This is a genomic window from Endozoicomonas sp. ALD040 (assembly GCF_049275945.1).
GTDB lineage: Bacteria > Pseudomonadota > Gammaproteobacteria > Pseudomonadales > Endozoicomonadaceae > Endozoicomonas_A.
In genome coordinates, this window is sequence record NZ_CP184829.1 from 970,040 (window position 1) to 996,258 (window position 26,219).

Annotated in this window: 20 protein-coding genes; 11 read left to right on the forward strand and 9 right to left on the reverse strand. The window is 47.6% G+C overall.

Features of this window, described 5'->3' with window-relative positions; all coding sequences use genetic code 11:
- Positions 1-50: 50 nt before the first annotated feature.
- From ACOJUN_RS03470 to ACOJUN_RS03480, 3 genes are all read left to right on the forward strand, one after another.
- On the forward strand, positions 51-2,102 hold the full coding sequence (locus ACOJUN_RS03470; RefSeq protein ID WP_422135277.1) for a hypothetical protein: 2,052 nt from the start codon (positions 51-53) through the stop codon (positions 2,100-2,102).
- Positions 2,103-2,127: 25 nt separating this feature from the next.
- Positions 2,128-3,564 (forward strand): hypothetical protein, encoded by a 1,437-nt coding sequence (locus ACOJUN_RS03475; protein ID WP_422135278.1) that lies wholly within the window; start codon positions 2,128-2,130, stop codon positions 3,562-3,564.
- A 133-nt stretch (positions 3,565-3,697) separates the two neighbouring features.
- A complete protein-coding gene (locus ACOJUN_RS03480; RefSeq protein WP_422135279.1) occupies positions 3,698-5,113 on the forward strand; it encodes a hypothetical protein in 1,416 nt (471 codons plus the stop codon).
- Positions 5,114-5,183: 70 nt separating this feature from the next.
- Here ACOJUN_RS03480 and dnaJ read toward each other — a convergent pair whose 3' ends face one another.
- The 3 genes from dnaJ to grpE all read right to left on the reverse strand — a co-directional run bounded on the left by dnaJ (position 5,184) and on the right by grpE (position 9,227).
- Complete coding sequence (dnaJ, locus tag ACOJUN_RS03485; protein ID WP_422135280.1) at positions 5,184-6,323, reverse strand: molecular chaperone DnaJ; 1,140 nt, start codon at positions 6,321-6,323, stop codon at positions 5,184-5,186.
- 205 nt (positions 6,324-6,528) lie between these two features.
- A complete protein-coding gene (gene dnaK, locus ACOJUN_RS03490) occupies positions 6,529-8,451 on the reverse strand; it encodes a molecular chaperone DnaK (RefSeq protein ID WP_422135281.1) in 1,923 nt (640 codons plus the stop codon).
- A gap of 191 nt (positions 8,452-8,642) precedes the next feature.
- Positions 8,643-9,227 carry a nucleotide exchange factor GrpE gene (gene grpE / locus ACOJUN_RS03495; protein WP_422135282.1) on the reverse strand — a complete coding sequence of 195 codons (585 nt, stop codon included), beginning with the start codon at positions 9,225-9,227 and terminating at the stop codon, positions 8,643-8,645.
- A 258-nt stretch (positions 9,228-9,485) separates the two neighbouring features.
- Here grpE and recN point away from each other — a divergent pair, with 258 nt between their 5' ends.
- Positions 9,486-11,171, forward strand: coding sequence for a DNA repair protein RecN (gene recN, locus ACOJUN_RS03500; protein WP_422135283.1), 1,686 nt, complete (start codon positions 9,486-9,488; stop codon positions 11,169-11,171).
- 2 nt (positions 11,172-11,173) lie between these two features.
- On the opposite strand, the gene ACOJUN_RS03505 is transcribed toward recN, so the two are convergent.
- Together ACOJUN_RS03505 and ACOJUN_RS03510 are read right to left on the reverse strand one after the other, a co-directional pair.
- The gene (locus ACOJUN_RS03505) at positions 11,174-11,656 is read right to left on the reverse strand and encodes a hypothetical protein (protein ID WP_422135284.1); all 483 of its coding nucleotides are present in this window, start codon (positions 11,654-11,656) and stop codon (positions 11,174-11,176) included.
- 89 nt (positions 11,657-11,745) lie between these two features.
- On the reverse strand, positions 11,746-13,473 hold the full coding sequence (locus tag ACOJUN_RS03510) for a GspE/PulE family protein (protein WP_422137038.1): 1,728 nt from the start codon (positions 13,471-13,473) through the stop codon (positions 11,746-11,748).
- A 328-nt stretch (positions 13,474-13,801) separates the two neighbouring features.
- Between ACOJUN_RS03510 and ACOJUN_RS03515 the strand changes: the two genes are divergently transcribed.
- Positions 13,802-15,118 carry a GntP family permease gene (locus ACOJUN_RS03515; RefSeq protein ID WP_422135285.1) on the forward strand — a complete coding sequence of 439 codons (1,317 nt, stop codon included), beginning with the start codon at positions 13,802-13,804 and terminating at the stop codon, positions 15,116-15,118.
- Here ACOJUN_RS03515 and ACOJUN_RS03520 read toward each other — a convergent pair.
- Positions 15,061-15,720 (reverse strand): inorganic triphosphatase, encoded by a 660-nt coding sequence (locus tag ACOJUN_RS03520; RefSeq protein ID WP_422135286.1) that lies wholly within the window; start codon positions 15,718-15,720, stop codon positions 15,061-15,063. The two genes, ACOJUN_RS03515 and ACOJUN_RS03520, sit on opposite strands and share 58 nt — an antisense overlap.
- A gap of 256 nt (positions 15,721-15,976) precedes the next feature.
- Here ACOJUN_RS03520 and ACOJUN_RS03525 point away from each other — a divergent pair, with 256 nt between their 5' ends.
- The 6 genes from ACOJUN_RS03525 (at position 15,977) to argA (ending at position 21,257) form a co-directional block, all read left to right on the forward strand.
- Entirely contained in the window at positions 15,977-16,657 is a 681-nt protein-coding gene (locus ACOJUN_RS03525) for a TIGR00153 family protein (protein WP_317145111.1), read from the forward strand.
- A 24-nt stretch (positions 16,658-16,681) separates the two neighbouring features.
- Positions 16,682-17,953: an inorganic phosphate transporter gene (locus ACOJUN_RS03530; protein WP_422135287.1), complete on the forward strand. Its 1,272-nt coding sequence runs from the start codon at positions 16,682-16,684 to the stop codon at positions 17,951-17,953.
- Between the two features lie 190 nt (positions 17,954-18,143).
- Positions 18,144-19,298, forward strand: coding sequence for an acetylornithine deacetylase (argE, locus tag ACOJUN_RS03535; RefSeq protein ID WP_422135288.1), 1,155 nt, complete (start codon positions 18,144-18,146; stop codon positions 19,296-19,298).
- 105 nt (positions 19,299-19,403) lie between these two features.
- Positions 19,404-19,655, forward strand: coding sequence for a YoeB-YefM toxin-antitoxin system antitoxin YefM (gene yefM, locus ACOJUN_RS03540; protein WP_422135289.1), 252 nt, complete (start codon positions 19,404-19,406; stop codon positions 19,653-19,655).
- Entirely contained in the window at positions 19,652-19,906 is a 255-nt protein-coding gene (locus ACOJUN_RS03545) for a Txe/YoeB family addiction module toxin (RefSeq protein ID WP_422135290.1), read from the forward strand. Before yefM ends, ACOJUN_RS03545 begins: the two co-directional genes overlap by 4 nt.
- A 46-nt stretch (positions 19,907-19,952) precedes the next feature.
- The gene (argA, locus tag ACOJUN_RS03550) at positions 19,953-21,257 is read left to right on the forward strand and encodes an amino-acid N-acetyltransferase (protein WP_422135291.1); all 1,305 of its coding nucleotides are present in this window, start codon (positions 19,953-19,955) and stop codon (positions 21,255-21,257) included.
- A gap of 22 nt (positions 21,258-21,279) precedes the next feature.
- Here the strand turns inward: argA and ACOJUN_RS03555 are convergent, their stop codons facing one another.
- The 3 genes from ACOJUN_RS03555 to thiI all read right to left on the reverse strand — a co-directional run bounded on the left by ACOJUN_RS03555 (position 21,280) and on the right by thiI (position 25,843).
- On the reverse strand, positions 21,280-23,655 hold the full coding sequence (locus tag ACOJUN_RS03555) for a hypothetical protein (RefSeq protein WP_422135292.1): 2,376 nt from the start codon (positions 23,653-23,655) through the stop codon (positions 21,280-21,282).
- 206 nt (positions 23,656-23,861) lie between these two features.
- The gene (locus ACOJUN_RS03560) at positions 23,862-24,374 is read right to left on the reverse strand and encodes a dihydrofolate reductase (protein WP_422135293.1); all 513 of its coding nucleotides are present in this window, start codon (positions 24,372-24,374) and stop codon (positions 23,862-23,864) included.
- A gap of 8 nt (positions 24,375-24,382) precedes the next feature.
- Entirely contained in the window at positions 24,383-25,843 is a 1,461-nt protein-coding gene (gene thiI, locus ACOJUN_RS03565) for a tRNA uracil 4-sulfurtransferase ThiI (protein ID WP_422135294.1), read from the reverse strand.
- Between the last annotated feature and the right edge of the window lie 376 nt (positions 25,844-26,219).

Genomic DNA, 26,219 nt, shown 5'->3' on the forward strand with positions numbered 1-26,219 from the left:
CTATTAACGCTTTCTCAGCCAGTAACGGGAAATTGGTTCGGAGGTTCATTATGATTAATAGTCATCTTCCAGTTCAGCCCAGACTTACCAGTGAACTGTCAACACAAGAAAAAACAATTAATGTAGAAAAAGGTGACCAAACTACTACTGATACCTTTGCCAGTCAGGAACACCATAATATAAACAAAATCTTTAAGAATGATGTTTGTGCAACTTCTGCCATAAACCAAGTACACAAACCGGAAAATACCTTGGAAAAATCTTTTCCTGAGCCCCCGACTAAACTGGAGCATTATTATGTTTCAACTAATGAAGGAATTACCTGGCATGATGAAAAAAGAACAGCCTGTGAAAGTTCGTCCGCAGAGGTGCTTCCAAAAAAGTTAAAAAACACTAAAGAGTCTTCTATTATCGAAAGTAGTGCTCTCCAGCAAGTTGGTTGTTTGATACCAAAGGACAAGCAATGGATATCTTTTCTTCAGGATTTTTTCAGGCAGATACCGATTCATGCATCATCTATGAATAGAATCACCTCTTTGCAAAGTAAAGCTGGGAAAGTTAAAGAAATAGTTTTTCTGGTAGAAGCTAGCTCCCCCACTCAGGGCTATGGAAATTTAAACCTGTATATAGAATTCTTAAGGAATTTTGTCAGACTTTCCCCTGGCACTTTAAATCTGGTTCGCTTTTCTGGCTATGAACCTACTCTTAGCAACAAATTACCAAATCTTCTTTCTGGTTTACCTGCGCGTGACATTGATGAGTCTATCATTCACGGGGATCACAAATTATCGTCACCAAAAATAAGACCAGATAAAATATTTGGTATTCCATACATCATAGAACAGACAATACCAACCCATCTTTTATCAAAAAACACACTACAAATTTACACCGTTTGGGACTCGTATAAAACATCAACAAAAGCTCCATTATTTCAAATAACTAACTATAGATGGTTCACTGAATGTACGAAGGAAATACCCCTGAAAAACCGAGAAAATCATCTACCCATTTATCCGTACGAGATCAATAAAGATACGTCAACACCAGAGTTAATGAAAAGGGATATAGCTAACAGCTTACAAAAGCCAGTAATACAAGGTTATGATACTGAAAAATTAGCTCAATTTTTTACCGAATTATTGCAATCGGCCAAAGAAAATAAAATATATTTAGCCCTTTCTTATCATGCTTGGGGAATGTTAAAACATGAGTATTACAATTACACAAATGCTGCTAAAGCGTGTTTTGGTGATAAGCCTATCATTATTATTGCACCACACAGCGAGAATATCAGTCTGTCTGAGAAAGGAAAAAAAGAACTCAGTGATACTGGTAATATACAGTTTTCAACTAATTACTCCCTGGACTTTACCACTGAGAAATCACTTATAGATAAGGTCACCGTATTTGAATTTACTTTTTTACCGAAGCGACTGTTTGAGTTGGTTTGTTATTTTTCCAACATCCCCATTTATGCACCGGGAGCCAGCACCGCTAATATTGCACAATGCTTAAATAAACCCTACCTTGGACTGGGCAGATGTGGTCATAGAGTACCAAAAACAGGCAACCCGAAACTATTAGGCCGCTGGAAAGTAGCTAATAGTGCATTCCATTTAAATCCATTCCTTATGCAAGAGGTTAAATCGGCTCTGTTAACAATGAGCAAAGAGCAAATAGAATTATGTGACAGAAAAAATAAACATGATTTCTGGTATGACCCTGAGAATGCCCATTTAGAACTCGATAAGATATGCAGAGCAGTCACCGACGATATCCTGAGATATCCTGGGCTAATCCCAACGTTAATTCCGCATTTTTTTAATGGAACGGATACCTCAAAAATCCATGAATACACTGATCTCTCAGCTGACGATCGGCAAAGTTACTTTACCCGGTTATTAGACAAAGGTAGATTACCCGAGTTTTGCCAGTACGTCTGTGATAAATCAAGTGAAATAATGCTTGATTATATGTCTCAAACAACTAAGCCAGGAGATAGTTTTTATGAACTGGCCAGAGAATTACAAAAAAAGGCATTGCATCCTGATAACAACATGATGTTGGAAGTATTAGAAAGTAATCTTCCGGATAACTGAAACCCGGCAATAAAGGAGTATGCCAATGTACATTACAAATGCCATCAAACTGATCTCTGCATTACTCATATTGATGAGTTTTAGTGCCGACGCTGATATTACAGAACAAGAAGGACATTGCCTGAAAGACGCACTGGCCGGTTATGATATTGAGTACCTTACAGAGGTGGGGACTACGGCAGAAGAAGTCTTTCTTTTTTCTCAAAAAGCCCCAATGGTCAGCCCGTATGACATTCACAGTTTTACACGGCGCAACATTACTCCGGAAGTCGTTGCATCATTTCGTCCTGAAGTGGCCAGTGATTCGTTTTTTATAGATAAGGTTCTACGGGCAGGGTTAAGCCCCCAAACGGCAAATAGCTACCTCGACGTCGGCATTAATGCGGCCTTCTTTATCATCGGGTACGCCAAAAAACGAATATCCCCTGATCTTGCAAATTCTCTATACAAAAACCTCTTTTTCGTAATCATGAGCAGTGATCGTATCCCTATTCAAGATGAATTTAAACAGTGGATAACGGCAGAAAACCTGTCTAAATACAGAGGGCTCACCACATCAATCGATCAGTTACAAGATCTCTACTTTTCCAAAGTGCCCCCAGATTTTCTTCATGAAGCTAAAAGTAAGGGTATAAAACTGTATGATGCAATGTCTCTTTACTTTCTCAGCATTGACTTGGACACCTACCCGTCTTTAATCTCTGACCAAAATACCTGCACTGTGTATCCCATTTCTCATCTTAAATTTGAACACTTGGGTAATCTTGTAAACTACCAGAGTAAAAAAGAGCCCATTCCTCTACCAAAAGCTCTATTTTCCGAGCTAAATTCCATATATATCCAATACGATATGTACCACTTTTCAACAGACGATCAAGCGGAAATTTTCAAGTACGTTGAAAAGGCTGCAAAAGATGTAAAAACCCCCACGATCTATAGTTTGCTCTACCTGACCGCAAAAATTGTTTCAGACAAGCTTCACTACGCATTAGTGGATGGCGAGCTGAGTCTTACCTTCCCGGAAGGCTGTTCAATAGCTGAATATTGGCGAAGGGGCATGGGTGACTGTGATAAATATATGGCATTGGGTGCGGTTGTTTTTGCCCAACTAAAACAACTGTTTCCTGACGTACTGACCAATGTTTACCTAAGCAAGGAATGGTTTTCGACATACAAAAGACATTCCTGGAATACCGTCGTCATTGCAGAAGAGAATCACCTGATTGTTACGTACATTGACATCATAAGATACGACACTGATTCCAATGTTCTGCGCCTTATTCTTCAGTTTCTTATACAACTGCATGACGCCTTGCACAATCTGTATGAGGCAGCTGGCTGCATCCCGAGCCCACTCAGAAACAAAAATGAAGAACTGGGAGCAATGTACCCAGAGTACTTCGAGATGCGAAACTTTCTTAGCAAATACGAAGAATACTTCTGTACGACGCAATCGAAGTAGGCTGGGCGTCAAACCAGGAGCCTGCAAGGTCGGCTTTACCTGTAAATCATCTATACCCCTGGGGGAACTTCTCGCTCTCCAGAAACTCTAATAAATAGAGGACCATTAAATCTGCCAGTAAAGGAGTACGCCTATGAACATTGCAAAACGTGCCATAATACTGACAACTGCGCTGCTCATAACGACGAGCTTCTGCGCCGAAGCTGATATTACAGAACAAAAAAAACAGGCTTTCTTGAACGCCGGGCTAGTCGATTATGATATTGAGAGCCTCATAGAAGTAGGAACCACGCCAGAAGAAGTCCTTCTTTTTGCTCAAGATGCCCCAACAATCAGTCCAGACATTATTTACTATTATACTCACTTCAACATTACTCCGGGCGTTGCCGCAATGTTTCATCCCAGAGTCATTTCCAAACCATTTTTTATTGCAGATATTCTCGAGGCAGGACTAACTCCCCAAACGGCTAACAGCTACATCGAGGCAGGTGTTTATCGTGCCAGGTCTATTATCGCTTATGTTAAACATGGAATACCTCCCAATCTTGCAGACTCCCTAAACAAGAACGGCTTGTATATCGCTACGGATACTGAACAGAGAGATTTTCATGAAACATTCGAAAAAGGCTTAACAACAAAAGACCTGCCCAGATACATCGGGCTCGCCCGCACACCCTTTGAATTAAAAAAACTCTACTCTTCAAAAGTGCCTACAGCTTTTATTCATGAAGCCATGAGCAAAAACATAACGCTGAGTGATGCAACTTCCCTCTACTTCCATGGCATTGACCTGGACACTTACCCTTCTCTAATCTCAGACCAGCCAACCTGCAGTGTATACCCCGCTAATCATCTTGAATTTGAGTACATCGGTAATCTGGCGGGCTACCAGAGTAAGAAAGAGCCCATCCCTCTACCAAAAGATTTATTTTCCCAGCTTAACTCAATACATGTTTATAACAGCATGAACCTTTTTTCGACAGACGACCAGGCGGAAATTTTCAAGTACGTTGAAAACATAGCTAACTATGTAAAAAAACCAACGATCTATAATTTGCTCTATCTGACAGCTCATATTGTTTCACAAAAGCTTCACTACGAGACTGTGGATGAAGGCGAGCTGGCAATGACTTTCCCGGAGGAGTGTTCAATCGCTGAATATTGGCGAAGGGAGATTGGCGACTGTGATAAATACACGGTACTGGGAATGGTTGTTTTTGCCCAACTGAAACAGCTGTTTCCTGACGTACTGGCAAATGTTTACCTGACCAGGGCATTGTTTTCACCCTACAAAACACATGCCTGGAATACTGTCGTTATTGCAGAAGAAGATCGCCTGATTTTCTCCTACATTGATATAACAAACTTCGACAATGATGCCGATACTCCAAACTCTGATTACCGGGATTTTCTGGAACAGAAAGAACTAGCTTACAAAAACCCGTTCAGAGACAGAAACGAAGCGCTGGGAGCCATGACCACAAAGTACTTCAATCATCAATACTTTCTTACCGAGTACGATAAATATTTCTGTAAGCCTACGCATTAATTGAACAACGCTGGACATAAAAAAAGTGGCACTGAAGCCACTTTTTTTATTTTCCATTCTGACTGACCGATCACTTGCCCATATCGTCGAAGAACTTTTTAACCCCTTCAAAGAAAGAGGTTTTCTTAGGCGACTGACGATGCTCACCTTCGGCAGCAAAGGTTTCCTTCAACTCTTCCATCAGCTCTTTCTGGCGTTCAGTCAGATGCACCGGCGTTTCTACCACAACACGACACATCAGGTCTCCACGACTACCGCCACGCACCGGTGTGACACCTTTATCGCGCAGACGGAACAACTTGCCAGTCTGGGTTTCTTTTGGAATCTTGAGTTTTACCCGGCCGTCGAGGGTCGGAACTTCCAGTTCGCCACCGAGGGCTGCATCAACAAAGGTAATAGGCACTTCACAGTAGAGGTGCTTGCCATCACGCTGGAAGATCCGATGGTCTGCTACGCTGACCTGAACGTAGAGATCACCGGCTGGACCACCATTGACGCCCGCTTCACCTTCACCAGCCAGACGAATACGGTCACCGGTATCGACGCCGGCAGGAATTTTTACAGACAGAGTCTTATATTCCTGAACCCGACCTTCACCATGACACTCACGACAAGGGTCTTTTATCATCTTGCCGGTGCCGTGACAATCAGGACAGGTTTGCTGAACAGAGAAGAAACCCTGCTGCATACGCACCTGACCCATGCCTCCACAGGTGGTACAGGTAACCGGAGAAGTGCCTTTCCTGGCACCAGAACCGTCGCAGGACTGACAGACTACCAGGGAAGGAATCTTGATTTTCTTGGTAGTCCCCTTAACCGCTTCTTCCAGACTCAGCTCCAGCTGGTAGCGCAGATCAGCACCTCGCTGAACAGAGCTGCGGGAGTGGCCGCCGCCACCAAAGATGTCTCCAAAAACATCACCGAAGACGTCACCGAAACCGCCAGCTCCACCGAAGCCGCCAGCTCCACTGCCGCCCATATTGGGATCGACACCGGCGTGACCGTATTGGTCGTAGGCGGCACGCTTCTGATCATCAGAGAGGATTTCGAAAGCCTCGTTTACTTCCTTGAAATTCTCTTCTGCCTCTTTGTCATCAGGGTTACGGTCAGGGTGGAACTTCATAGCCATGCGGCGGTAGGCCTTCTTGATCTCCTTGTCAGAGGCCCCCTTTTCTACGCCCAGTACTTCGTAAAAATCACGTTTTGCCATCAGTAACACCCTGTGGTCAGGTTCCGTCAGATCACCTGACCGAAATAATCCAAATCGCTTTCATACATCGGGATCGATCCCGATTTATTGAATCAGAGACTGTTTGGAAAATCAGCGAAACTTTTCAGACAGCCTCTTAAACACAAGAGCGCGGGAGAAAGCTCCCGCGCCGCCAAATCAACTCATACCGCAGCGCGGAATGGGTTTACTTCTTGTCATCTTTCACTTCTTCGAACTCGGCATCTACGGCGTCGTCCGCAGCAGCGGAAGAAGATTCAGCTTCCTGAGCACTCTCAGCACCCGGCTGCTGGGCTTCAGCGTACATCTTCTGAACCAGACCGGAAGAAGCTTCAGAGAGTGCCTTGGACTTCTCTTCAATCAGATCCTTGTCGTCACCCTTCAGCGCTTCTTCCAGAGCAGTCAGAGCTTCGTTGATCGCACTCTTCTCTTCTTCAGTGGCCTTATCACCGGCTTCTTCCAGAGTCTTGCGGGTAGCATGTACCAGACCATCGCCCGTATTACGGACAGCCGCCAGCTCTTCAAACTTCTTGTCTTCAGCCGCGTTAGCTTCAGCGTCCTGAACCATTTGATCAATTTCATCGTCAGACAGGCCGGAAGAAGCCTTGATCACAATGGACTGCTCTTTGCCAGTAGCCTTGTCCTTGGCAGAAACATTCAGGATACCGTTGGCATCCAGGTCGAAGCTGACTTCAATCTGAGGCATGCCACGTGGAGCCGGTGGAATGTCAGACAGGTCAAAACGTCCCAGAGACTTGTTGGCAGAAGCCTGCTTGCGCTCACCCTGACAAACGTGAATGGTTACAGCACTCTGGTTGTCATCAGCAGTAGAGAACACCTGAGACTTCTTGGTCGGAATCGTGGTGTTCTTTTCAATCAGGGCAGTCATAACTCCACCCATGGTTTCGATACCCAGAGTCAGTGGAGTGACGTCCAGCAGCAGCACGTCTTTAACGTCACCCGCCAGAACCGCACCCTGGATGGATGCACCCATGGCTACCGCTTCGTCAGGGTTCACATCTTTACGAGGTTCCTTGCCGAAGAAAGCAGCAACTTTTTCCTGAACCATTGGCATACGGGTTTGACCACCCACCAGAATGACTTCGTCGATGTCAGACAGATCCAGGTCGGAGTCCTTAACCGCCAGACGACATGGCTCCAGAGAACGCTGAACCAGGTCTTCAACCAGAGACTCCAGTTTAGAGCGGGTGACTTTAACGTTCAGATGTTTAGGACCGGTTGCATCGGCAGTGATGTAAGGCAGGTTAACATCAGTCTGCTGAGCAGAAGACAGCTCAATCTTGGCTTTTTCAGCAGCTTCTTTCAGACGCTGCATGGCCAGAGGGTCACCTTTAAGGTCGATACCCTGGTCTTTTTTGAACTCTTCTGCCAGGTAATCGATCAAACGCATGTCAAAGTCTTCGCCACCCAGGAAAGTGTCACCGTTGGTGGCCAGTACTTCGAACTGGTGCTCGCCGTCAACATCGGCAATCTCGATGATTGAGATATCAAAAGTACCACCACCCAGGTCGTATACAGCGATGGTCTGGTCACCCTGCCTCTTGTCCATGCCGTAGGCCAGAGCAGCAGCAGTTGGCTCGTTAATGATACGCTTGACATCCAGACCGGCAATACGGCCAGCATCTTTGGTTGCCTGACGCTGAGCATCGTTGAAGTATGCAGGTACGGTAACCACCGCTTCAGTAACAGACTCGCCCAGGTAGTCTTCAGCGGTCTTCTTCATTTTCTTCAGGATTTCAGCAGAAATCTGAGGCGGCGCTTTTTTGTCACCTTTAACTTCAACCCAGGCGTCGCCATTGTCAGCTTCAACAATCTTGTAAGGAACCATCTGGATGTCTTTCTGAACCACATCGTCTTTGAAACGACGGCCAATCAGACGCTTGATGGCAAACAGGGTATTGTCAGGATTGGTAACGGCCTGACGCTTGGCTGGCTGACCTACCAGAGTCTCACCATCGTCAGTGAAGGCGATGATAGAAGGCGTTGTACGACCGCCTTCAGCATTTTCCAGAACCTTGGCTTTTTCACCATCCAGAATAGATACACAAGAGTTAGTGGTACCCAGATCAATACCGATTATTTTACCCATTGTTCAATCTCTCCATTGCCCTGATTCCAGGACGAAATTCTTTAGTTCAATTCTTTAATTCTTCAGCTGAGGGCTGCTTGCCAGTGTCTGGTGAGCAGCTGTTTTTGGCCTTTGAAATCAATATGGGATCAATCGATTTGATTTCAAGGCTGTTGAAATATTCTTTTTTGAATATTCCTCAGCAAAATCACTTATTTGGAAACAACAACCATAGCCGGACGAATCAAACGACCATTCAGCTTGTATCCTTTCTGGAAAACATCAATCACGGTGTTGGCTTCAACATCGGGATTCGGAACCATCGACATGGCCTGATGGAAGTTCGGGTCAAAAGGCTGACCACTGGGGTCTTCCTGAACTACCGCGAAGCGTCCCAATGCATCCAGGAACTGCTTCAGAGTCAGCTTCATACCTTCTACCAGGGCTTCGTGAGACCCTTCTGCCTGTTCGGCACTTTCAATGCCTTTTTCCAGGCTATCAACCACTGGAATCAGTGCGTCAACAAATTTTTCCAGAGCAAATTTGTGAGCCTTTTCAACATCCTGCTCGGCACGACGCTTAATGTTCTGCATTTCAGCAGCAGTACGCAGAGTCTGATCTTTCGCCCTGGCAAGTTCTTCGTTGAGTGCTTCCAGCTGACTCTCAAGGCCGTCGGTCAGATTACCTTCACTGTCGAGTTCAACACCACCCTCTTCGTTCAGCAGGCTTTCTTCTGCCTGCTGCTCTGTGGCTTCTTCCGTTACCTGCTCTTCAGGTTTGCTGCTTTCTACTGTCATTCCAGAATCTCCGACCGGGAGGCAATCATTTAGATGAAACGTATATTGGGTCACGAATTCCGGATTCAAGACCTGAAAAACAGTTTTTTTAACGCAAGCGATCATTTCGCAAAACACCGGGCCGCAAAACAAAATCACAACGGCCCCCCATCTCATTCAGTTCAGGATCAGTGGATTTTTTCAGCTCTGACTTTACGAATCGCACACTTCAGGTTACTGTATATATAAACAGTAAAGCTACAGTAGCGGGTATTTATCATGCTGACCCAACTGTCCATCAGCAACTTCGCCATCGTTGACCAGCTGGATCTGGACATCCATTGTGGAATGACTGTCATTACCGGCGAGACCGGTGCCGGTAAGTCCATCATGCTGGATGCTCTCGGTCTGGCAACGGGTGACAGAACCGATAGTCACTGTGTTCGTCAGGGTACTGACAAAGCTGAGATTCACGCTTCTTTTGATATCAGCCAGTGCACTGCGGCAAAAGCATGGCTGCAAGAAAAAGATCTGGCCAGTGATGATGAGTGCATTCTCCGAAGAGTCATTACCAAAGAGGGACGGTCCCGTGCCTATATCAATGGGACTCTTTCTCCCCTTGCGGATCTTCGGGCCATTGGTGAACGGTTAATTGATATCCATGGCCAGCATGAAAGCCAGTCGTTACTGAAAAAAAGCAACCATCGACTGCTTCTGGATGATTATGCCGACATACAAAAACTGGCCTCCGAAGTGGCTCGCACTGCCCATCAGTTCAACCAGACACATGATGAACTGACCACTCTCAGCCATAATCGCAGGGAGCAGGATGAACGAGTGCAACTGCTCAGCTATCAGCTTCAGGAGCTGGAACAGCTATCGCTTCAGGAAGGAGAGCTGGAACAACTTGAGCAGGAACTCAAACAGTTATCCCATGCTGAAGGCACTCTTTCCGTGTGTCACGAAATCAATGCTATCTGCTCAGACAACGAGGCAGGTAACATTCTCCAGAAACTCTCCACCTGCCTGCAGCGCCTGAGCGATCTGCAAATAGATCACCCAGCCATCAACAACACAATTGAAATGATGTCCTCTGCCCAAATTCAGGTCGAGGAAGCGGTAGGAGAAATCAATCACTTTATCGATCATTTTGATGCCGATCCCGCCAGAATGCGGGATGTGGATGAACGCCTCAGTGCTATTTACGACCTTGCGAGAAAGCACAGGGTTCAACCCGAAGCGTTATTGGAAAAGCAAAGCACGCTTGGCTCTGAGCTGGAGAGCATCCAGTTCAGCGATGAACGGGTTGAAGCATTACAACAAAAGCTGATCGAACTAAAATCCGAGTTTCAGAACCAATGCGAAAAACTCTCCAGAAAACGTCAGTCTGCTGCCAGACAACTTGAAAAAAAAATCACTAGACGCATGGCTTTGCTCGGCCTGCCCCACGGAGAGTTCATCATTGCCCTGACACCGATAGAGGGCAGCATGCTCTCAGCCAATGGTGCTGAAGAGGTCGAATTCCTGGTGACGACTAACCCGGGTCAACCACCCAGAGCACTGGCTAAAGTGGCCTCTGGTGGTGAACTATCGAGAATCAGTCTGGCCATTCAGGTGATAACCGCTCAAACCTCTCACATTCCCAGCATGATCTTTGACGAAGTGGATGTCGGCATTGGCGGTGGCACCGCAGAAATTGTCGGAGCCATGCTCAGGGAGCTGGGAGAAAGAAGTCAGGTAATTTGTGTCACCCACCAGCCTCAGGTAGCATCCCAGGGGCATCAGCATTTGCATGTCAGCAAGAAGGTTCGCAATGCTAAAACCTCCACTGAGATCGTCGGCCTGAAAGGCGATTGTCGTGTTAAAGAGGTGGCCCGAATGTTGGGCGGTGTAGAAATGACCGAGTCCACACTCAACCACGCAAAAGAGATGCTTAGTCTCTGTGTTTCAAGGTCTGCCGCCTGAAATTACCTTTGCAGCTCCTTAATCAGTAACCCCATTCCTTTAGCCAGTTCCTTCACGGCTTTGGGTGCATATTCTATTTCAACCCAACGTTCATCCTTATCGGGATATAAAATCCAGCAACGCTGCTCAATACTGGAACAGTCTGACTCCAAAGTATGGCCAACGCCGAACACTGTCAGGGTGTTATTGTTTCGGACCAGCCCCCGCTCCAGTTGCTGATGCCGAGTCACCACCAACTCCCCTTCCCGGTTGGCTCTTACAGAATACTCTATGGATGAGTTTCTGGCTCCACCTTTAATTGCGTTAGCCTTGAGCAGGCTGTTCAAATAAGACTCCAGCACGAGATCAGCCACAGCCGGATCAAAATTCTGCTGCATCTGCTCAACAAATGATTGGGGTTTTTCGGCAGGCTTCAGTTCCATTACCTTCTGCGCTTGTATTGCAAAGGGTAATAGCAGCAAGCCTGTAAGGATAAGTGTTTTCATTATTATCTGACTGTTCCACTGCCACTTCACATATTAATATCGAATAGTCAGTGGGAGACTGCAACCATTTCTTCTTAAAGCTGAGTCAATCAATGCTGCTGGTCTGGTGTCACTCTCATCACTTCTTCGATGGTTGTTAATCCTGTTGCTACTTTCTGAGCTCCGGAAAGGCGAAGACTGTACATACCTTCTTTGATGGATTGACGACGAAGGATTTCTATATCAGAAGTCTCTGCCAGCATGTCCTTAAGAGATTGAGACATAGGCATTAACTCATAAACACCCGCTCGCCCCCTGTATCCGGTATCCCTGCATTCCAGACAACCCACAGGTTGAAAGATCTGCGAAGGCGCGGGGGCTGTCCAGGGACGAGTCAGGGATTTCCAACCAGACTTATCGAGTTTTACAGGCTGTTTGCAAGAAGGACACAGTGTTCTGACCAACCTCTGTGCCATAACTCCCAGAACCGTTGCTTTGATCAGATAGTGGGGAACACCGAGTTCCAGCAGACGGGTTATGGCAGACGGCGCGTCGTTGGTGTGTAAAGTGGAAAGCACCAGATGCCCGGTCAGCGCCGCCTGAATCGCCATTTCAGCGGTTTCCAAATCCCGAATCTCACCCACCATAATGATATCCGGATCCTGACGAAGCAGCGCACGCAGGCCGCTGGCAAATGTCAGATCAATATTATGCTGAACCTGCATCTGATTGAAGCTGGACTCCACCATTTCAATAGGATCTTCAATAGTACAAACATTCACCTGATCAGAAGCCAGACTTTTCAGCGTCGAATAGAGCGTAGTAGTTTTACCTGAACCAGTAGGGCCCGTGACCAGAACAATCCCGTTGGGCTGCGCGGTCATATGAGTCCAGCGACGTTCGTCTTCTCTGGAAAAACCCAACTCGCCAAATCCCTTGACCAGAACATCCGGATCAAAAATCCGCATCACCAGCTTTTCCCCGAAGGCGGTCGGCAGGGTTGAAAGTCGCAGTTCAACTTCATTGCCATCCGGGTTGCGGGTTTTAAGTCGGCCATCCTGTGGCTTTCTTTTCTCTGCCACATTCATACGACCCAGAATCTTAAGGCGACTGGTTACGGCAGCCGCCACCTTGGCAGGCATCTGGTAGATCAGGTGTAGCACCCCATCAATTCGAAAACGCAGGTGAGTCTGCTCTCGTCTGGGCTCAACATGAATATCACTGGCCCTTTGTTCAAAGGCATACTGGAGCAACCAGTCGACAATATTAACTATGTGCTGGTCATTGGCGTCCGGAGCCTTCATATTGCCCAGCTCAAGCATCTGCTCAAAGCTGTTCAACTGAGTGGACTGGACGCCGTTGTGTTCATTAGCACCCAGGACAGACTTTGCCAGTCGATAAAATTCCGAAGTGTATCTTCGAATATCGGTTGGATTGGCGACCACCCGCCGGATTTCCTTGCGGTTAATATGTCTGAGATTATCCTCCCAGCCAATGTGCCACGGCTGTGCTGAAGCGATCACGAGCTCGTCAGCCGAGACTTCTACTGCCAGAATCTGATGACGTATGGCATAAGCGTGAGACATGACCGGAGTAATGGCAGTAGCATCAATTTTCAGAGGGTCAATGTGAAAATACTCCTGGCCTGACAGATCTGCCAACCAATGCATCAGGGTATCGAGATCGAGAGAGCCGCCACTGCGGGCGTCCTTCAGATCCTGTGAGGCAATGTACTCCAGAGGGTGAAGCTTAAGTTGATCAGCATTTCGATGACGAGCCAATATTTCATTGGCTTCCGATTGCCTGATCCGACCCGTCTGAATCAGATCAGAGACCACTGTCTGCAGATCCAGAAGGAGTTCTCTGTTGTTGAGTGAGGCCCTGAATTTATTGGCGTTTGACTTCGGCTCACGGACACTGGACACTGTCGTTTCCTTTTACCTTGAAAAGCTTTCCATCTCGCTATTCTCCACTAAACCGTCAGCTTATGCCTATAAGAAAATTCAGGCTTTTAAGCAGAAGTTCAATTCAGCAATGGTTCAACTAAGTATATCGCCAGAATAAACCGCGACTGATGTCTGTTATAAATGGCTTTCTGGATACGAGGTGACCCATTCCCCTCTATACTGACTTTTACTCAATACCATTCTCTCAAGACACTCCGCTGTGACCCCATCAATACTGCATAGTTTTCTGTTCGTCCTTTCACTGACAGCCCTCATTCTGATATTGATTGGTCGTCTCAGGTTTTCGCCATTCATCGTCTTGCTGCTCAGTGCTTACGCCACAGGTTTTTTTTCAGGCCTGCCGATCTCTGAACTGACTCCCCTCATATCCCGTGATATGGGCAAGACGTTCGGCGACGTCGCTCTGCTCATCATTTTTGGGGGATTACTGGGAAATATTCTGGAGAAGTCGGGCGGAGCCGTCCTTCTCGCAGAGAAGCTGATTCTCTCTATCGCCAGGCGCTTTCCTGCGTTAGCCATGGGTATAGCCGGATATATTATTTCTATTCCCGTTTACTGTGACTCTGGATTTATCCTGCTCAACAGTATCAGGCAGTCTATTGCCCGGAGAGTGCAGTGCAACCCGATCTCTCTCAGCGTTGCTCTGGGTGGAGGCCTGTTTGCAACCCATTCTCTGGTCCCTCCCACACCCGGGCCCGCAGCGGCAACCCTGATTTTGGAAATATCTCCGAGCCTGACAATTCCCTGGGCGCTGGGAGTGGCTCTCCTGGTCACTTTTGTAGCTATTCTCTGGGGTAAATGGGTCACCCGCTGGCTGAATGATGAGAGCCAAGTGGTCAGTGACCCTCCTCAATCCCCCCCTGCTCATCAAAAGAATGTCTGGACAGCGATTATCCCTATCCTTCTGCCTTTGCTACTGATGTCCATGGCTAACTTTCAAACAGGCAATAAAGAGCAAAGCTGGACTGCTTTCCTTTCACAACCTGCCAATGCTCTGTTCCTGGGTTTGCTGGCCAGCCTGCCTTTGATTCGACACTGTAAGACCGGACTGACTGAGATGTTCAGTGAGAGTATTCACTCATGCGCGATGATTATCTTGATCATTACAGCCGGTGGGGCGCTTGCGGGAATGCTGGCTCAGACCGGACATATAGCCAGAATTGCTCAAGGACTGCCAGAGAGCCTTGGACTGATTTTGCCTTTTCTCGTAGCCGCTCTCTTCAAAACCGCCCAGGGTTCTAGCACCGTGGCCTTAATCAGTGCGGCTTCGATGATGGACCCCTTGCTGCCTGGCTTGGGTCTGGACTCCCAAAATGGTCGACTGTTGACCTTTTTGTCGGCGGGATGTGGCTCCATGATGGTTACCCATGCCAATGACAGCTATTTCTGGGTAGTCACCCAGTTTTCCGGAATCAGCCCGGCCACAGGCTTTAAGTCATTCACCCTGGCCACCCTGCTTCAGGCTTTTACTGGACTGGCAACCGTGCTAGTGCTGGCTGGATTCCTGAAGATCTGAAGCAGTTCAAATCCTCTCTCGGCCTTGCTCTTGTCTGCAGGCTTCAAATCAATGGTTTTTGCCAGTTCATCGGCAATCATTTGCAGTGCATTTTCATCACCCTTCACCAGCTCGAGCTCCAACTCACAGATGACACTGCTCTCATCTCCTGAGCGGACAAACCCGTAATCCAGAGCAACTTCAACCCTGGCATCTGGCTCAGACCACTCCACCAGCCAGCAGGTACGATCAAAATCGGTCGAGAAAAGCGGTATCAGGGACTCTGGAGGAAAAGCTCCCAATGATTCTGGCCAGACTTTTTTTAACCCTTCCATATCCAGTTCCGGTCGCTCTATTGACCACTCCCACTCCCCCCGGCGAGTCAGTCCGTCAAGACTCTCACCTTTGGTTTTAAGCGTTTGAAAAAGCTGACCATTTTTCTCTCTGATACGCAAGGCAACCCGAGCCTGATTTAGTGTCAGAGAGGCCGTGTCAAAGTAGGTATTGCCCAAATGAAAGGTTTCAGGTGACGAGCTGGCGAACTTTTTCCAGAAAGTCAGTGTCTTAAGAAGAGGTATCTGCTCTTTTGGCAGCGACAACTTTAACTCTGTTTCAGTATTCATGGGTTATCTGACCGACGGCTTAAAAGGGTCATTTTACCTGTAACAACAAGGGCTTGTTATGAAAAATGAGCGTCAGAATGGCCACAGCACTTCCAGTGCAGGTGGCGTTTCAATGCATAATTTTCAGCCAGCTCCTATAATTTTTGGTCAGCCGCCCTCTTCCAGGGAACGGGATGCGATGTTAGTTCTGTAAGTCGTTCGCCGCAAACGACGAGGAGTCTGACCCCTAGAAATTTAATCCGACAGGTCTGCGACTATGCCAACCAGCAATCTACTATCGAGTGTATTTGGCCGATCTCCTATTGGTCCGATACAAAAACACATAGCCAAGGCACACGAATGTGCCATACAGCTGGAACCATTTTTCAAAGCAGCATTTGATGGCGACTGGCTGGAAGTTGAAAGTATTCAGCAAACCATCGTAGAGCTGGAGCACGAGGCTGATCTCATCAAAAAGAACGTTCGACTCTCCCTTCCCAAAAGCCTGTTTTTGCCAGTGCCCAGAAATGATCTTCTGGAGATAGTGACGGTGCAAGATAAAGTAGCAAACAGGACCAAGGATATTGCCGGCATTGTGCTGGGCAGACAAATGATGATCCCCCAGGAGATGAGGGAGGCTTTTATGGACTACCTGAAACGCTCCATTGCCACTTCAGCGCAAGCAGTCAGGGCCATGGATGAACTGGATGAACTGCTGGAAACAGGCTTCAGGGGAAGAGAAGTCAATCTGGTGGAAGAGCTCATTGAAGAGCTCGACCAGATAGAAAGCGATACCGACAAGCACCAGATTGAAGTCAGAAAAATTCTGTTCAAACTGGAAAAGGACCTCCCCCCTGTGGAAGTCATTTTTCTCTACAAAATTATCGACTGGGTCGGTGACCTGGCAGATCGCGCCTCAAGAGTTGGCAGTTATCTTCAATTGCTGCTTGCCCGTTAACTCTAATGATTGGAAATAACATCCATGAGCATTATCGCTGAGTATGGAACGATACTGCTGATTCTCGCCTGCCTCTTTGGCTTTTTCATGGCCTGGGGCGTGGGAGCAAATGATGTCGCCAACGCCATGGGAACCTCGGTCGGTTCCAAAGCTCTGACCATCAGACAGGCCATTGTCATTGCTGTCTGCCTGGAGTTTATGGGTGCCTACCTGGCCGGTGGATCGGTTACCGATACGATCAGAAAAGGGATCATCGATCCCGACATGCCATTACTGCTGGAGCATCCACAGCTGCTGGTTTACGGAATGATGGCAGCCCTGCTGGCTGCGGGCACCTGGCTGTTAGTTGCCACCCATTATGGCTGGCCTGTGTCGACAACACACTCTATTGTCGGGGCAATTGTCGGTTTTGCCGTTGTCAACGTCTCGGCAGATGCCGTGAACTGGGGGAAAGTCAGCTCAATCGTAGCCAGCTGGATCGTCTCTCCCATCATGTCCGGCTTTATTTCTTTCATGATTTTCATGAGCGTCCAGAAACTAATACTGGATACCGACAACCCTTTTAGAAATGCCAAAGTTTACGTGCCCATTTATATGTTTCTGGTTGGCTTCATGATGGCTATGGTGACCCTGACTAAGGGGCTCAAGCATATTGGCCTGCCGCTGGATTATCAGGAAAGCAGCCTGATCTCGCTACTGATTGGCCTGCTGGTCATGCTGGCCGGAAAAATAGCGCTTTCCAAAATCAAGGAAGATGCACAGGCCGACAAAGCTTTCCATTTCTCCAGTGTCGAGCGAGTCTTTGGCGTAATGATGATCTTCACCGCCTGCTCGATGGCTTTTGCCCACGGTTCCAACGATGTTGCCAATGCAGTAGGTCCTCTGGCAGCAGTGGCCAGTATTGTTCTCAGTGGCGGAGAAATCGCAGGCAAGGCAGCCATGCCAAGCTGGGTTTTGCTTCTGGGGGCTGGAGGCATAGTGGTGGGTCTGGCTACCTATGGATATAGAGTCATGGCGACCATAGGCACAGCGATTACTGAGCTAACCCCCAGCAGAGGTTTTGCAGCAGAACTGGCAGCAGCGACCACCGTCGTTCTGGCCTCAGGGACCGGGCTTCCTATTTCCACCACACACACTCTGGTGGGTGCCGTGTTAGGGGTTGGCCTTGCCAGAGGAATTGGTGCACTTAACTTGAGAGTCATCGGCACTATTTTTATGTCCTGGTTAATCACACTGCCCGCCGGTGCCTTCCTTGCTATCGTCTTCTTCCATATTTTGAGGCTTATTTTTGGTTAACTAGAGGGCTCTTCTACGCACCCTCTTCCAGCATTTTCGTTTCAGTCTCTCGTACCTATCCCGAGGCAGGGCTGTTATCATGCTGAAAAAGGCTGTTAATTTCGGCACTGGAAGGTTGACAGTCAGATGATCTGGCAGATTTGATTTATGCCTATCCAATTTTCCAACAATTAGAACCTGGGGCCTGATAATGTCTGGAATCCAGCAACCTGATCTGAAAGCAGTCCTGTCGCGGTTGATAGAGATTCCCTCTGTCAGTTCCACACAGCCTGAGCTGGATATGGGCAATATGCAGGTGATTCATGAACTGGCAGGCTGGCTTGAAACCATGGGCTTTTGCTGTGAGATCATACCCATTCCGGAAGCACCGCTGAAAGCCAACCTGATTGCCACTCTGGGCTCAGGTCCTGGTGGATTAGTTCTGGCAGGCCATACCGATACCGTGCCATACAATGAAAATCTCTGGCAATTCGACCCTTTCTCACTCAATGAATCCGATAACCGGTTTTACGGTCTGGGCATCTGCGATATGAAGGGATTCTTTGGTCTCGTCATGGAAGCAGTAAAAGATTATCTGAAAGTGCCTCTGAAGGCCCCCTTGATTATTCTGGCAACAGCAGACGAAGAATCCTCCATGAGTGGTGCCCGGGCCCTGGCTGCTGCAGGTAAACCCAGGGGGCGTTATGCGGTGGTGGGTGAGCCTACCGGTATGCAACCAGTCTATATGCATAAAGGTATCATGATGGAACGCATTCGGATTCTCGGACAGTCCGGTCATTCGAGCAACCCGGCCCTTGGCAGGAATGCCATGGAAACAGCCCATAAAGTAATCACTGAAATCATGGCGTTCCGGGAAGAACTGGCCGGTAAATACAATAATCCCGGATTTGCTGTGCCTACCCCTACCATCAACCTCGGTTGCATTCATGGTGGCGACAACCCTAACAGAATCTGTGGCCACTGTGATCTGGACTTTGACGTGCGCCTCCTGCCTGGTATGGACAGCCGGGAGCTGAGAGAAAGCCTGAAACAGCGTCTTCTCCCCATCGCCAGAGCCGATAATGTAAAACTTTCTCTGAACGCGATTCACGACAGTATTGATCCATTTACAGGCTCTGCCGACTCTCCCCTGGTGAAAACCTGTGAAAATCTAACCGGCTATTCAGCAAAATCCGTTGCTTTTACTACGGAAGCGCCTTTCTTCAGCCGAATGGGGATGGATACAGTCGTGCTGGGTCCGGGTGATATCGATCAGGCTCATCAGCCTGATGAATACCTTTCTATGGACAGAATTCACCCAACCATTGAGCTACTGAGATCTCTGATACGGCAATTCTGCCTCTGATTAACCCTTCTATCAGCCTTCAGCGAAACGAATCGACTGGATAAATTCGTTATGCTGCGCTAACTTATTGTACAGAATAATGAACATGTACGATATAGGTGAACTATGGATACGATTAGTTATACATCAGCAAGAAATAATCTGGCAAAAACCATGCAACAGGTGTGTTCCGATCATGCTCCGGTCATTATTACCAGAAAAGGGGAACAACCCGTCGTTATGATGTCAATGGAAGACTATAAATCACTGCAAGAGACAGCATATTTACTGCGCAGCCCGAAAAATGCTCGCCGTTTGCTTGAGTCTATTGCTGAGTTAGAAAGTGGAAAAGGTACTGAAAGAGAGCTCATAGAATGAAGCTCACTTTCTCAGAACGAGCGTGGGAAGATTACCTTTACTGGCAAAAAACAGATAAAAAAATTGCTAAACGGGTCAATTCATTAATTAAAGAAATCAAGAGAACGCCCTATGAAGGAACCGGGAAGCCAGAGCCGCTAAAACATGGACTATCAGGTTATTGGTCAAGACGCATCAATGATGAGCACAGGGTTGTATACAAGTTTGAAGACGATTCTATTTTGATAGCCAGTTTACGCTATCACTATTGAGTTTGATTCAGCAACGTAACATCAGAATGAAGATAAACAAACAGCCATGAACTTGAACAAGAACTACGTAAAATTTTTCCGACAGAGTTCGCCCTACATTCATGCCCACCACGGCAAAACGTTTGTCATTACTCTGGGCGGTGAGGCTCTGGCAAGCCTTAATCTGAACAATATCATCAACGATATTGCCCTGCTCAACAGCCTGGGCGTTCGACTGGTTCTTGTCCACGGAGCCCGGCCTCAGATCGAGGAGCGTCTCAGAGCCAGAGGCCTTGAGTCCAGATTTCACAACGAAATACGGATTACGGATCGTCAGTGCCTTGAATGCGTGATGGACGCTGTGGGTAATCTTCGCGCACGAATTGAATCCAAGCTTTCACTCGGTCTGGTTAACTCTCCCATGCACGGGGCCAGCATTCGAGTTATTAGTGGCAATTTCGTCACTGCAAAACCTCTGGGTGTGATCGATGGGCAGAATTTTCTCCACACCGGTGCTATTCGCAAAATAGATAAAGAAGCAATCCAGCAGCAGCTCGACAGTGGCTACATAGTTCTTCTCTCCTGCCTCGGTCATTCACCGACTGGCGAGCTTTTCAACATGGAGGTGGAAGAAGTCGCTACCCACACAGCCATCCACCTTGAAGCCGAAAAACTACTTTTGTACTCAAGGTTTGAAGGTGTAAAGGATCAGCAGGGGCAACAGATCAGCCGTCTTTCCCCCCAGGAAGCTGAAAAAGTCCTCAAGCACCTTCATGGGGAGGACAGAAGACTGCTTTCCTCAGCCATTACCGCCTGTCACGGTGGTGTGGAACGCTCACAGCTGATCAGCTTCGAGCAGGACGGTTCTCTGCTAATGGAGCTTTTTACCCGTGATGGATCTGGCACGATGGTTTCTCGTGATCGTTATGAAGAAATTCGTGTGGCCAGCATTGAGGATGTGGGGGGAATCCTGGCGCTTATCAGGCCTCTGGAACAAAAAGGCATCCTCAGAAGGCGTTCAAGAAAAGAGCTGGAGCGTGAGATTCGGCTGTTCCGGGTCATTTCCCTGGACGGCATGATTATTGGCTGTGCAGCTATCCATTTGTTTTCGGGAGAAAAGGTCGCGGAGCTGGCCTGTCTCGTCGTACACCCTGATTACCAGAAGAAAAACCGAGGCGACCTTCTTCTCAGTGCTATAGAAGAACAGGCTGCCCAACAGGGAATGGATACGCTGTTTGTATTAACGACCCAGACCAGCCATTGGTTTCTGGAACGAGGTTTTTCTGAATCCACCCAGAAGTCTTTGCCTATGGAGAAGCGCAATCAGTACAATGAGGAGAGACAATCCAAAGTTCTGGTCAAGAAGCTTTGAGGCATAGAAAAGCTTATTGCGCTCAAATAGGGGTCTGTGGGGGAATAATATGGCTCATTTTCTGATCCCAGGAAGCGGTTTTGGTCATAACGCTCTCATAGTATTTACCAATAGCTCCCATCATCATTTCAGAAATGATTTGATGGTGATATTGCCTTCGTAGAATTAACACAGCTGCCTCCCGATCATCCATATGATCAAACATGGGAGAGCCAGGGTTAACCTGGCTCAGCTGCTGTTGGAGCCTGACTTCTTTCATAATGTCTTTATGGGAATCATGCAGTTTCAGCATACGATCAACAAAGTCTTCCAGCTGATCTTTAGCCAACCTTCTCATGGTATTCATTTCTTCCCGTCCGGTTCTTTTTCTCTGACCCTGCCAATCCCAGACCATACTTTTGCCTGTCTTCTTTCCGGTAATGCGTTCAAATCGCTCTTTATTGACTGCCTCGTTGTAACGATCAACAAAAAGATCTGCCAGAAAGAAAAAACCAAAGATAATTAATCCATCCACAGTGGGCTTGGGCACGTGAGGTGAGATTTCCAATGCTGGTCTCCTTTCAGAAGCATGCCAGACCACTTTAAAGCCATGGAGCATGGTTGATTTAATGGCTCCCTTCAACCAGACATTCAAATAACTTCTGACGCCATTCTCAGCCAGTATCAGGGCATTGGCCACCCTGTCGGCGTGAGTGTTAAAGCGACTCTTTTCTTCTTCGCTCAGCTCTATATCGGGCATTTCTTCTGCCAGTATCCGCTCCAGCTCTTCCACAGCCTCTTTGGAAGCAATAGAGCCGTCACTGGTTAAATCATCGGTCATTTTCGGGAACACTTTTTGCAGCCATCCCGTCTGCTTGGTCTTGAAATGATATGACTTGCCAATCACTCGAGGATCATTGGCCGCATGGCTGAACAAGCGTTCTCTTTTCTCCGGGTCCATGTTTTTGAATTTACCGTTCCACAGCTGATCCAGAACCGGCTCCCACTCTTGATCCATTCTCTCAACGTCGCTGACGGCTGCTGTGTAGAAACGTCTGTAAAGTTTGAAAGCATCTTGCAGGTTGCGTCTGCGATACAGGTATCGAGCTTTGCCTTCCTCCAGACGTATCACGGCTTCAAGATTGCTCTCATCTTTCTCTCTTTCCATCTCCAATCTCATCTGAGCGTCTTTTTCCAGCGCAGAATAGGCAGTGAAGATGCGGGTTAAGGTTTCATGACTGCAGATGTATCTCAGGCTTTTCAGGAAGACCCGAAATTTCTTGTCATCCATCTCTGACAAGACACCCAGATCATTCACCTCCAGTTTGTAATCAGCGGATGCTTCTGCCCTCTGTAAAGCCCTGATCGCTTTGGTCATCCGAATCAGCTCTGTACCACCACTCCATACACCGTACCAGGCAATATAACTGAATAGAGCCGCTGCAGCGGCAATCCCCCCTGACACCAGACCTATCAGCACGGTACTGACCACTATGGCAGCAGAATTAAGACTAAAGTACCTTTTATTCCTGAGAAAATGGCGTTTGATCCTGTCACGGGTATCCGTATTCTTTAGCTTGATACCCCCCCCTTTATCTACAACATTCTGAATATGGGTCCTGTCGACTTTATCCAGGTGGTAACGAGTCGCTTTGGGTCTTTCAAGTCCGGGAGGAGTTGCTGCAGGAATAGAAGGGTCAAACCTGCTGACGGGACCTTTACCTCTTCTGCCCGGTAACTGCTCCACCTGTGTGCGAGTCTCTGGTGCAAACCGCCAGCGCAGCGCATTCTTGATTTCAAGAATACGTTCAAAGGTGATATCCGTATCGTTGAGCAGCCCTGTATCCTGTGCCAGTTTGACAATCGTAGCTTCCGCTGTGTCAGCATCCACATTGAAGTCTCTCACGGTGCTCTGAATTAAGTCCGGTATCAGAGCCCTTTTCAAAAAGCCAACGGGCAGAGTTCGATCTTCTGCAAGGTATTTATAAGTCAACTCAACGGTAGAACAAGAAACGGTTTTTCTGACTTCAGTGAGAACCTGTTCACTGATTTTTTCACTGCCCCCTGACAGCACCAGTTTCATTGCTTCACCTTTTTTCTCTTCACCCAGCACACAAACATGGTGATAGGCCATGGCACAGGCAATATGGTAGTCACGCAGACTGCGCTGGATAGGAGAAGAGAGTTCTTCGTGGGCAGCATAACGGAATGAGTCGTAAACCCTGAGTGCCTTTGCTGCTGAGGGACCTCCGCCAAATAGACGCTTGATAAAACCGCCTATGCGCGAGAAAACAAAGCGACCCCGCCACCGACCGTAATCAATCTGACCCAGGCTGGAATCTTCTGAAGTTCTAACGGTCTCTTTTCGCTCTGTAGCAGAGAGAGGAGAACCTCTTTGGTTCCTGATCTCTGATGGCATGCCTCTCAATCCCTGAGAAATAGATGATGAATCGAAACGTTTTTTATTAGATAAGATGATTAAAAAATACAAAAGCAACAATATTTAAACTATAGCCGCCTCAGGGCTGCTGTGGTTTTGTTTTACGCTTGTACTGACTAAAAACAGCTGTAAATAAGAAAAGCCAACTTGATTTAGCTGGCTTATACGGCAGGGAGACCAAGACCTCAGACGGACTTGCGATCGAGCACCTGATAACTGAACTCCAGAGCCTGCTCATCTTCAGAGACCTGATCTTCCCTGGCGGTAATATCCCATTCACTGTCATCGATTTCCGGAAAAAATGCGTCACCATCAAACGATTTGAAGACTTTGGTCAGATAAAGCCGATCAGCTCTGTCCAGGGCCTGACGATAAATCTGCTCACCACCAATCACCATGATTTCTTCATTGCCATTGATCATGGATACATCTTCCGCCAAAGAAATGGCATCCTCAAGACTGTGCACCACCCTGACCCCTTCATGATGCCAGTCTTTGTCACGGGTAATGACAATATTGGTACGACCCGGCAGAGGCTTGCGCAGTGAATCAAACGTCTTGCGTCCCATAATTACAGGCTTGCCCATGGTGACAGCCTTGAAATAGCGGAGATCTCCGGGCAAGTACCAGGGCATTTTATTATTGATGCCGATGGCATGGTTTTTGGCAACGGCGGCAATCATGGCAATTTTCATCATCTTATCGGTTACTTTTTCCCTGGGTTGTAGACGCCGACATTCTCATGCCCTTCGTCACGAAGGTGCATGGCGTGCAACTGACTCATCACCCCTTTTTCGCAGTAGAGCAGGTAGTGCTTATCTTTATCCAGTTCAGCAAATTTTGTCCTGAGCTGATAGAAAGGAATCGTCAGCACTTCTCGGTCATTGAGATCAAAAGGCTTGATCTCTTCTTCATCCGGATGGCGGATATCAACAACAATGTCGTCTTGTTCTGCGGTCTCGAACACCTCAACTTCTTCACGGGTCAGGTCATCGGCAATGATATCAGAAACGGAAACCTTACGACGATCGACAACCGCCGCATCCAGAATGGAGAAATCAAAACGGGCTTCTTGCGCTGCAATTTTTTCCGGCTTGGCCCTGGTGGTCGGATTTTTCGAGATCACCGCACAATACTCGGGAATATTTTTTACCAATTCCTCTGAACCGATCCTGACTGAGATATCAATGATGTCCTGCTTATCCATGGCAATAAGCGGACGCAAGACCAGATGATCGGTAGCCGAATCAATAACCGCCAGGTTGGTGAGTGTCTGGCTGGAAACCTGGGCAACGGCTTCTCCGGTGACTACGGCTTCAACATACATCTCTTTTGCGACCCGGGTTGCAGCTCTCAACATCATCCGCTTGAGAACAACACCCATCTGGGAGTTATCTACCTTGGTCAGAATCTCTTCGACAACCCCTTCAAAAGGAACCGTAACAAAGTTGACGTTATGGGACGAGCCAAAGCGGCTCCAGAGATAATAAGCCACCTCTTTCACCGCCAGCTCATGGGCATGGCCACCCAGATTGAAGAAACAGAAGTGGGTTCTGATACCCCGTTTCATGGTCAGGAAACTTGAAACTGTCGAGTCAAAGCCACCAGAGATTAGCGATAATACGGGCTCCATAGAGCCCAGTGGGTAGCCACCCAACCCATTACCACGGTTCGTGACCAGGAAATAACGGTCGCCCCTGATCTCAATTTTTACGACAACGTCCGGATTTTTGAGCTTGACACCCGCCGCTTCAGTTCGGGCATTCAGGCCACCACCCACGTATCGCTCCACATCAATAGACTGAAAGTCATGTTTACCTGAGCGTTGACAGGTAACCCGGAAGGTTTTCCCGGCCAGCAATTCACGATTCACTGCCAGAGCATTATGCATAATGTCATCCAGGTCAGTCAGCGGATACTCAACCACCTGTTGCCAGTACGCTATACCGGGAATATGGCTCAACAGATCGGAGACCTGAGCCACCAGCCGAGAATCATCATGACCAGTGGCCAGCTCGATAAAATCCCAGGTGCCAGCCACCTCAATGTCTTCATCAACCCGTTTGAGAATGGTACGAATATTCTTGCGCAGCTGCTTAATAAAACGCTTTCTCACCGGAGGCGTCTTAATGGTAATTTCAGGAAACAGCTTGATGATGAACTTCATAGAATTGTATGTCCGGTGCTCTCCCATCGGAAAAATGTCACCACAGAAAAGTGCCACTGCAAGTCAGGAAGAGAACCCGGTCCAGATGCCAGTTAGGAAAATTAAGAAACGAATCCACACGATTATACAGAAGACTCCCAGACACCGGTAACCCCGGCTGGTAGCAGACAATTCGCTTAGACACCTCGTAAAGGCCACATGGTTGTTAGTAGTCCCTGCAGATTCACGCTACACTGGGCACCGCCTGGGAATGGTTTTGCGGATATTTAACGGGCAAATGCACCAAACCGAAACACTCTCAAAGTCTGGCGCACTTTTTTTGTGCACTTATTCGATTTAATGAGATTCTTTTCGGTGCAACCACCTGCATTCGGCT

Coding starts and splice junctions, on each gene's coding strand:
- ACOJUN_RS03470 (WP_422135277.1), top strand. CDS start 51: ATGATTAATAGTCATCTTCCAGTTCAGCCCAGACTTACCAGTGAACTG.
- ACOJUN_RS03475 (WP_422135278.1), top strand. CDS start 2,128: ATGTACATTACAAATGCCATCAAACTGATCTCTGCATTACTCATATTG.
- ACOJUN_RS03480 (WP_422135279.1), top strand. CDS start 3,698: ATGAACATTGCAAAACGTGCCATAATACTGACAACTGCGCTGCTCATA.
- dnaJ (WP_422135280.1), bottom strand. CDS start 6,323: ATGGCAAAACGTGATTTTTACGAAGTACTGGGCGTAGAAAAGGGGGCC.
- dnaK (WP_422135281.1), bottom strand. CDS start 8,451: ATGGGTAAAATAATCGGTATTGATCTGGGTACCACTAACTCTTGTGTA.
- grpE (WP_422135282.1), bottom strand. CDS start 9,227: ATGACAGTAGAAAGCAGCAAACCTGAAGAGCAGGTAACGGAAGAAGCC.
- recN (WP_422135283.1), top strand. CDS start 9,486: ATGCTGACCCAACTGTCCATCAGCAACTTCGCCATCGTTGACCAGCTG.
- ACOJUN_RS03505 (WP_422135284.1), bottom strand. CDS start 11,656: ATGAAAACACTTATCCTTACAGGCTTGCTGCTATTACCCTTTGCAATA.
- ACOJUN_RS03520 (WP_422135286.1), bottom strand. CDS start 15,720: ATGAATACTGAAACAGAGTTAAAGTTGTCGCTGCCAAAAGAGCAGATA.
- ACOJUN_RS03525 (WP_317145111.1), top strand. CDS start 15,977: ATGCCAACCAGCAATCTACTATCGAGTGTATTTGGCCGATCTCCTATT.
- ACOJUN_RS03530 (WP_422135287.1), top strand. CDS start 16,682: ATGAGCATTATCGCTGAGTATGGAACGATACTGCTGATTCTCGCCTGC.
- argE (WP_422135288.1), top strand. CDS start 18,144: ATGTCTGGAATCCAGCAACCTGATCTGAAAGCAGTCCTGTCGCGGTTG.
- yefM (WP_422135289.1), top strand. CDS start 19,404: ATGGATACGATTAGTTATACATCAGCAAGAAATAATCTGGCAAAAACC.
- ACOJUN_RS03545 (WP_422135290.1), top strand. CDS start 19,652: ATGAAGCTCACTTTCTCAGAACGAGCGTGGGAAGATTACCTTTACTGG.
- argA (WP_422135291.1), top strand. CDS start 19,953: ATGAACTTGAACAAGAACTACGTAAAATTTTTCCGACAGAGTTCGCCC.
- ACOJUN_RS03555 (WP_422135292.1), bottom strand. CDS start 23,655: ATGCCATCAGAGATCAGGAACCAAAGAGGTTCTCCTCTCTCTGCTACA.
- ACOJUN_RS03560 (WP_422135293.1), bottom strand. CDS start 24,374: ATGATGAAAATTGCCATGATTGCCGCCGTTGCCAAAAACCATGCCATC.
- thiI (WP_422135294.1), bottom strand. CDS start 25,843: ATGAAGTTCATCATCAAGCTGTTTCCTGAAATTACCATTAAGACGCCT.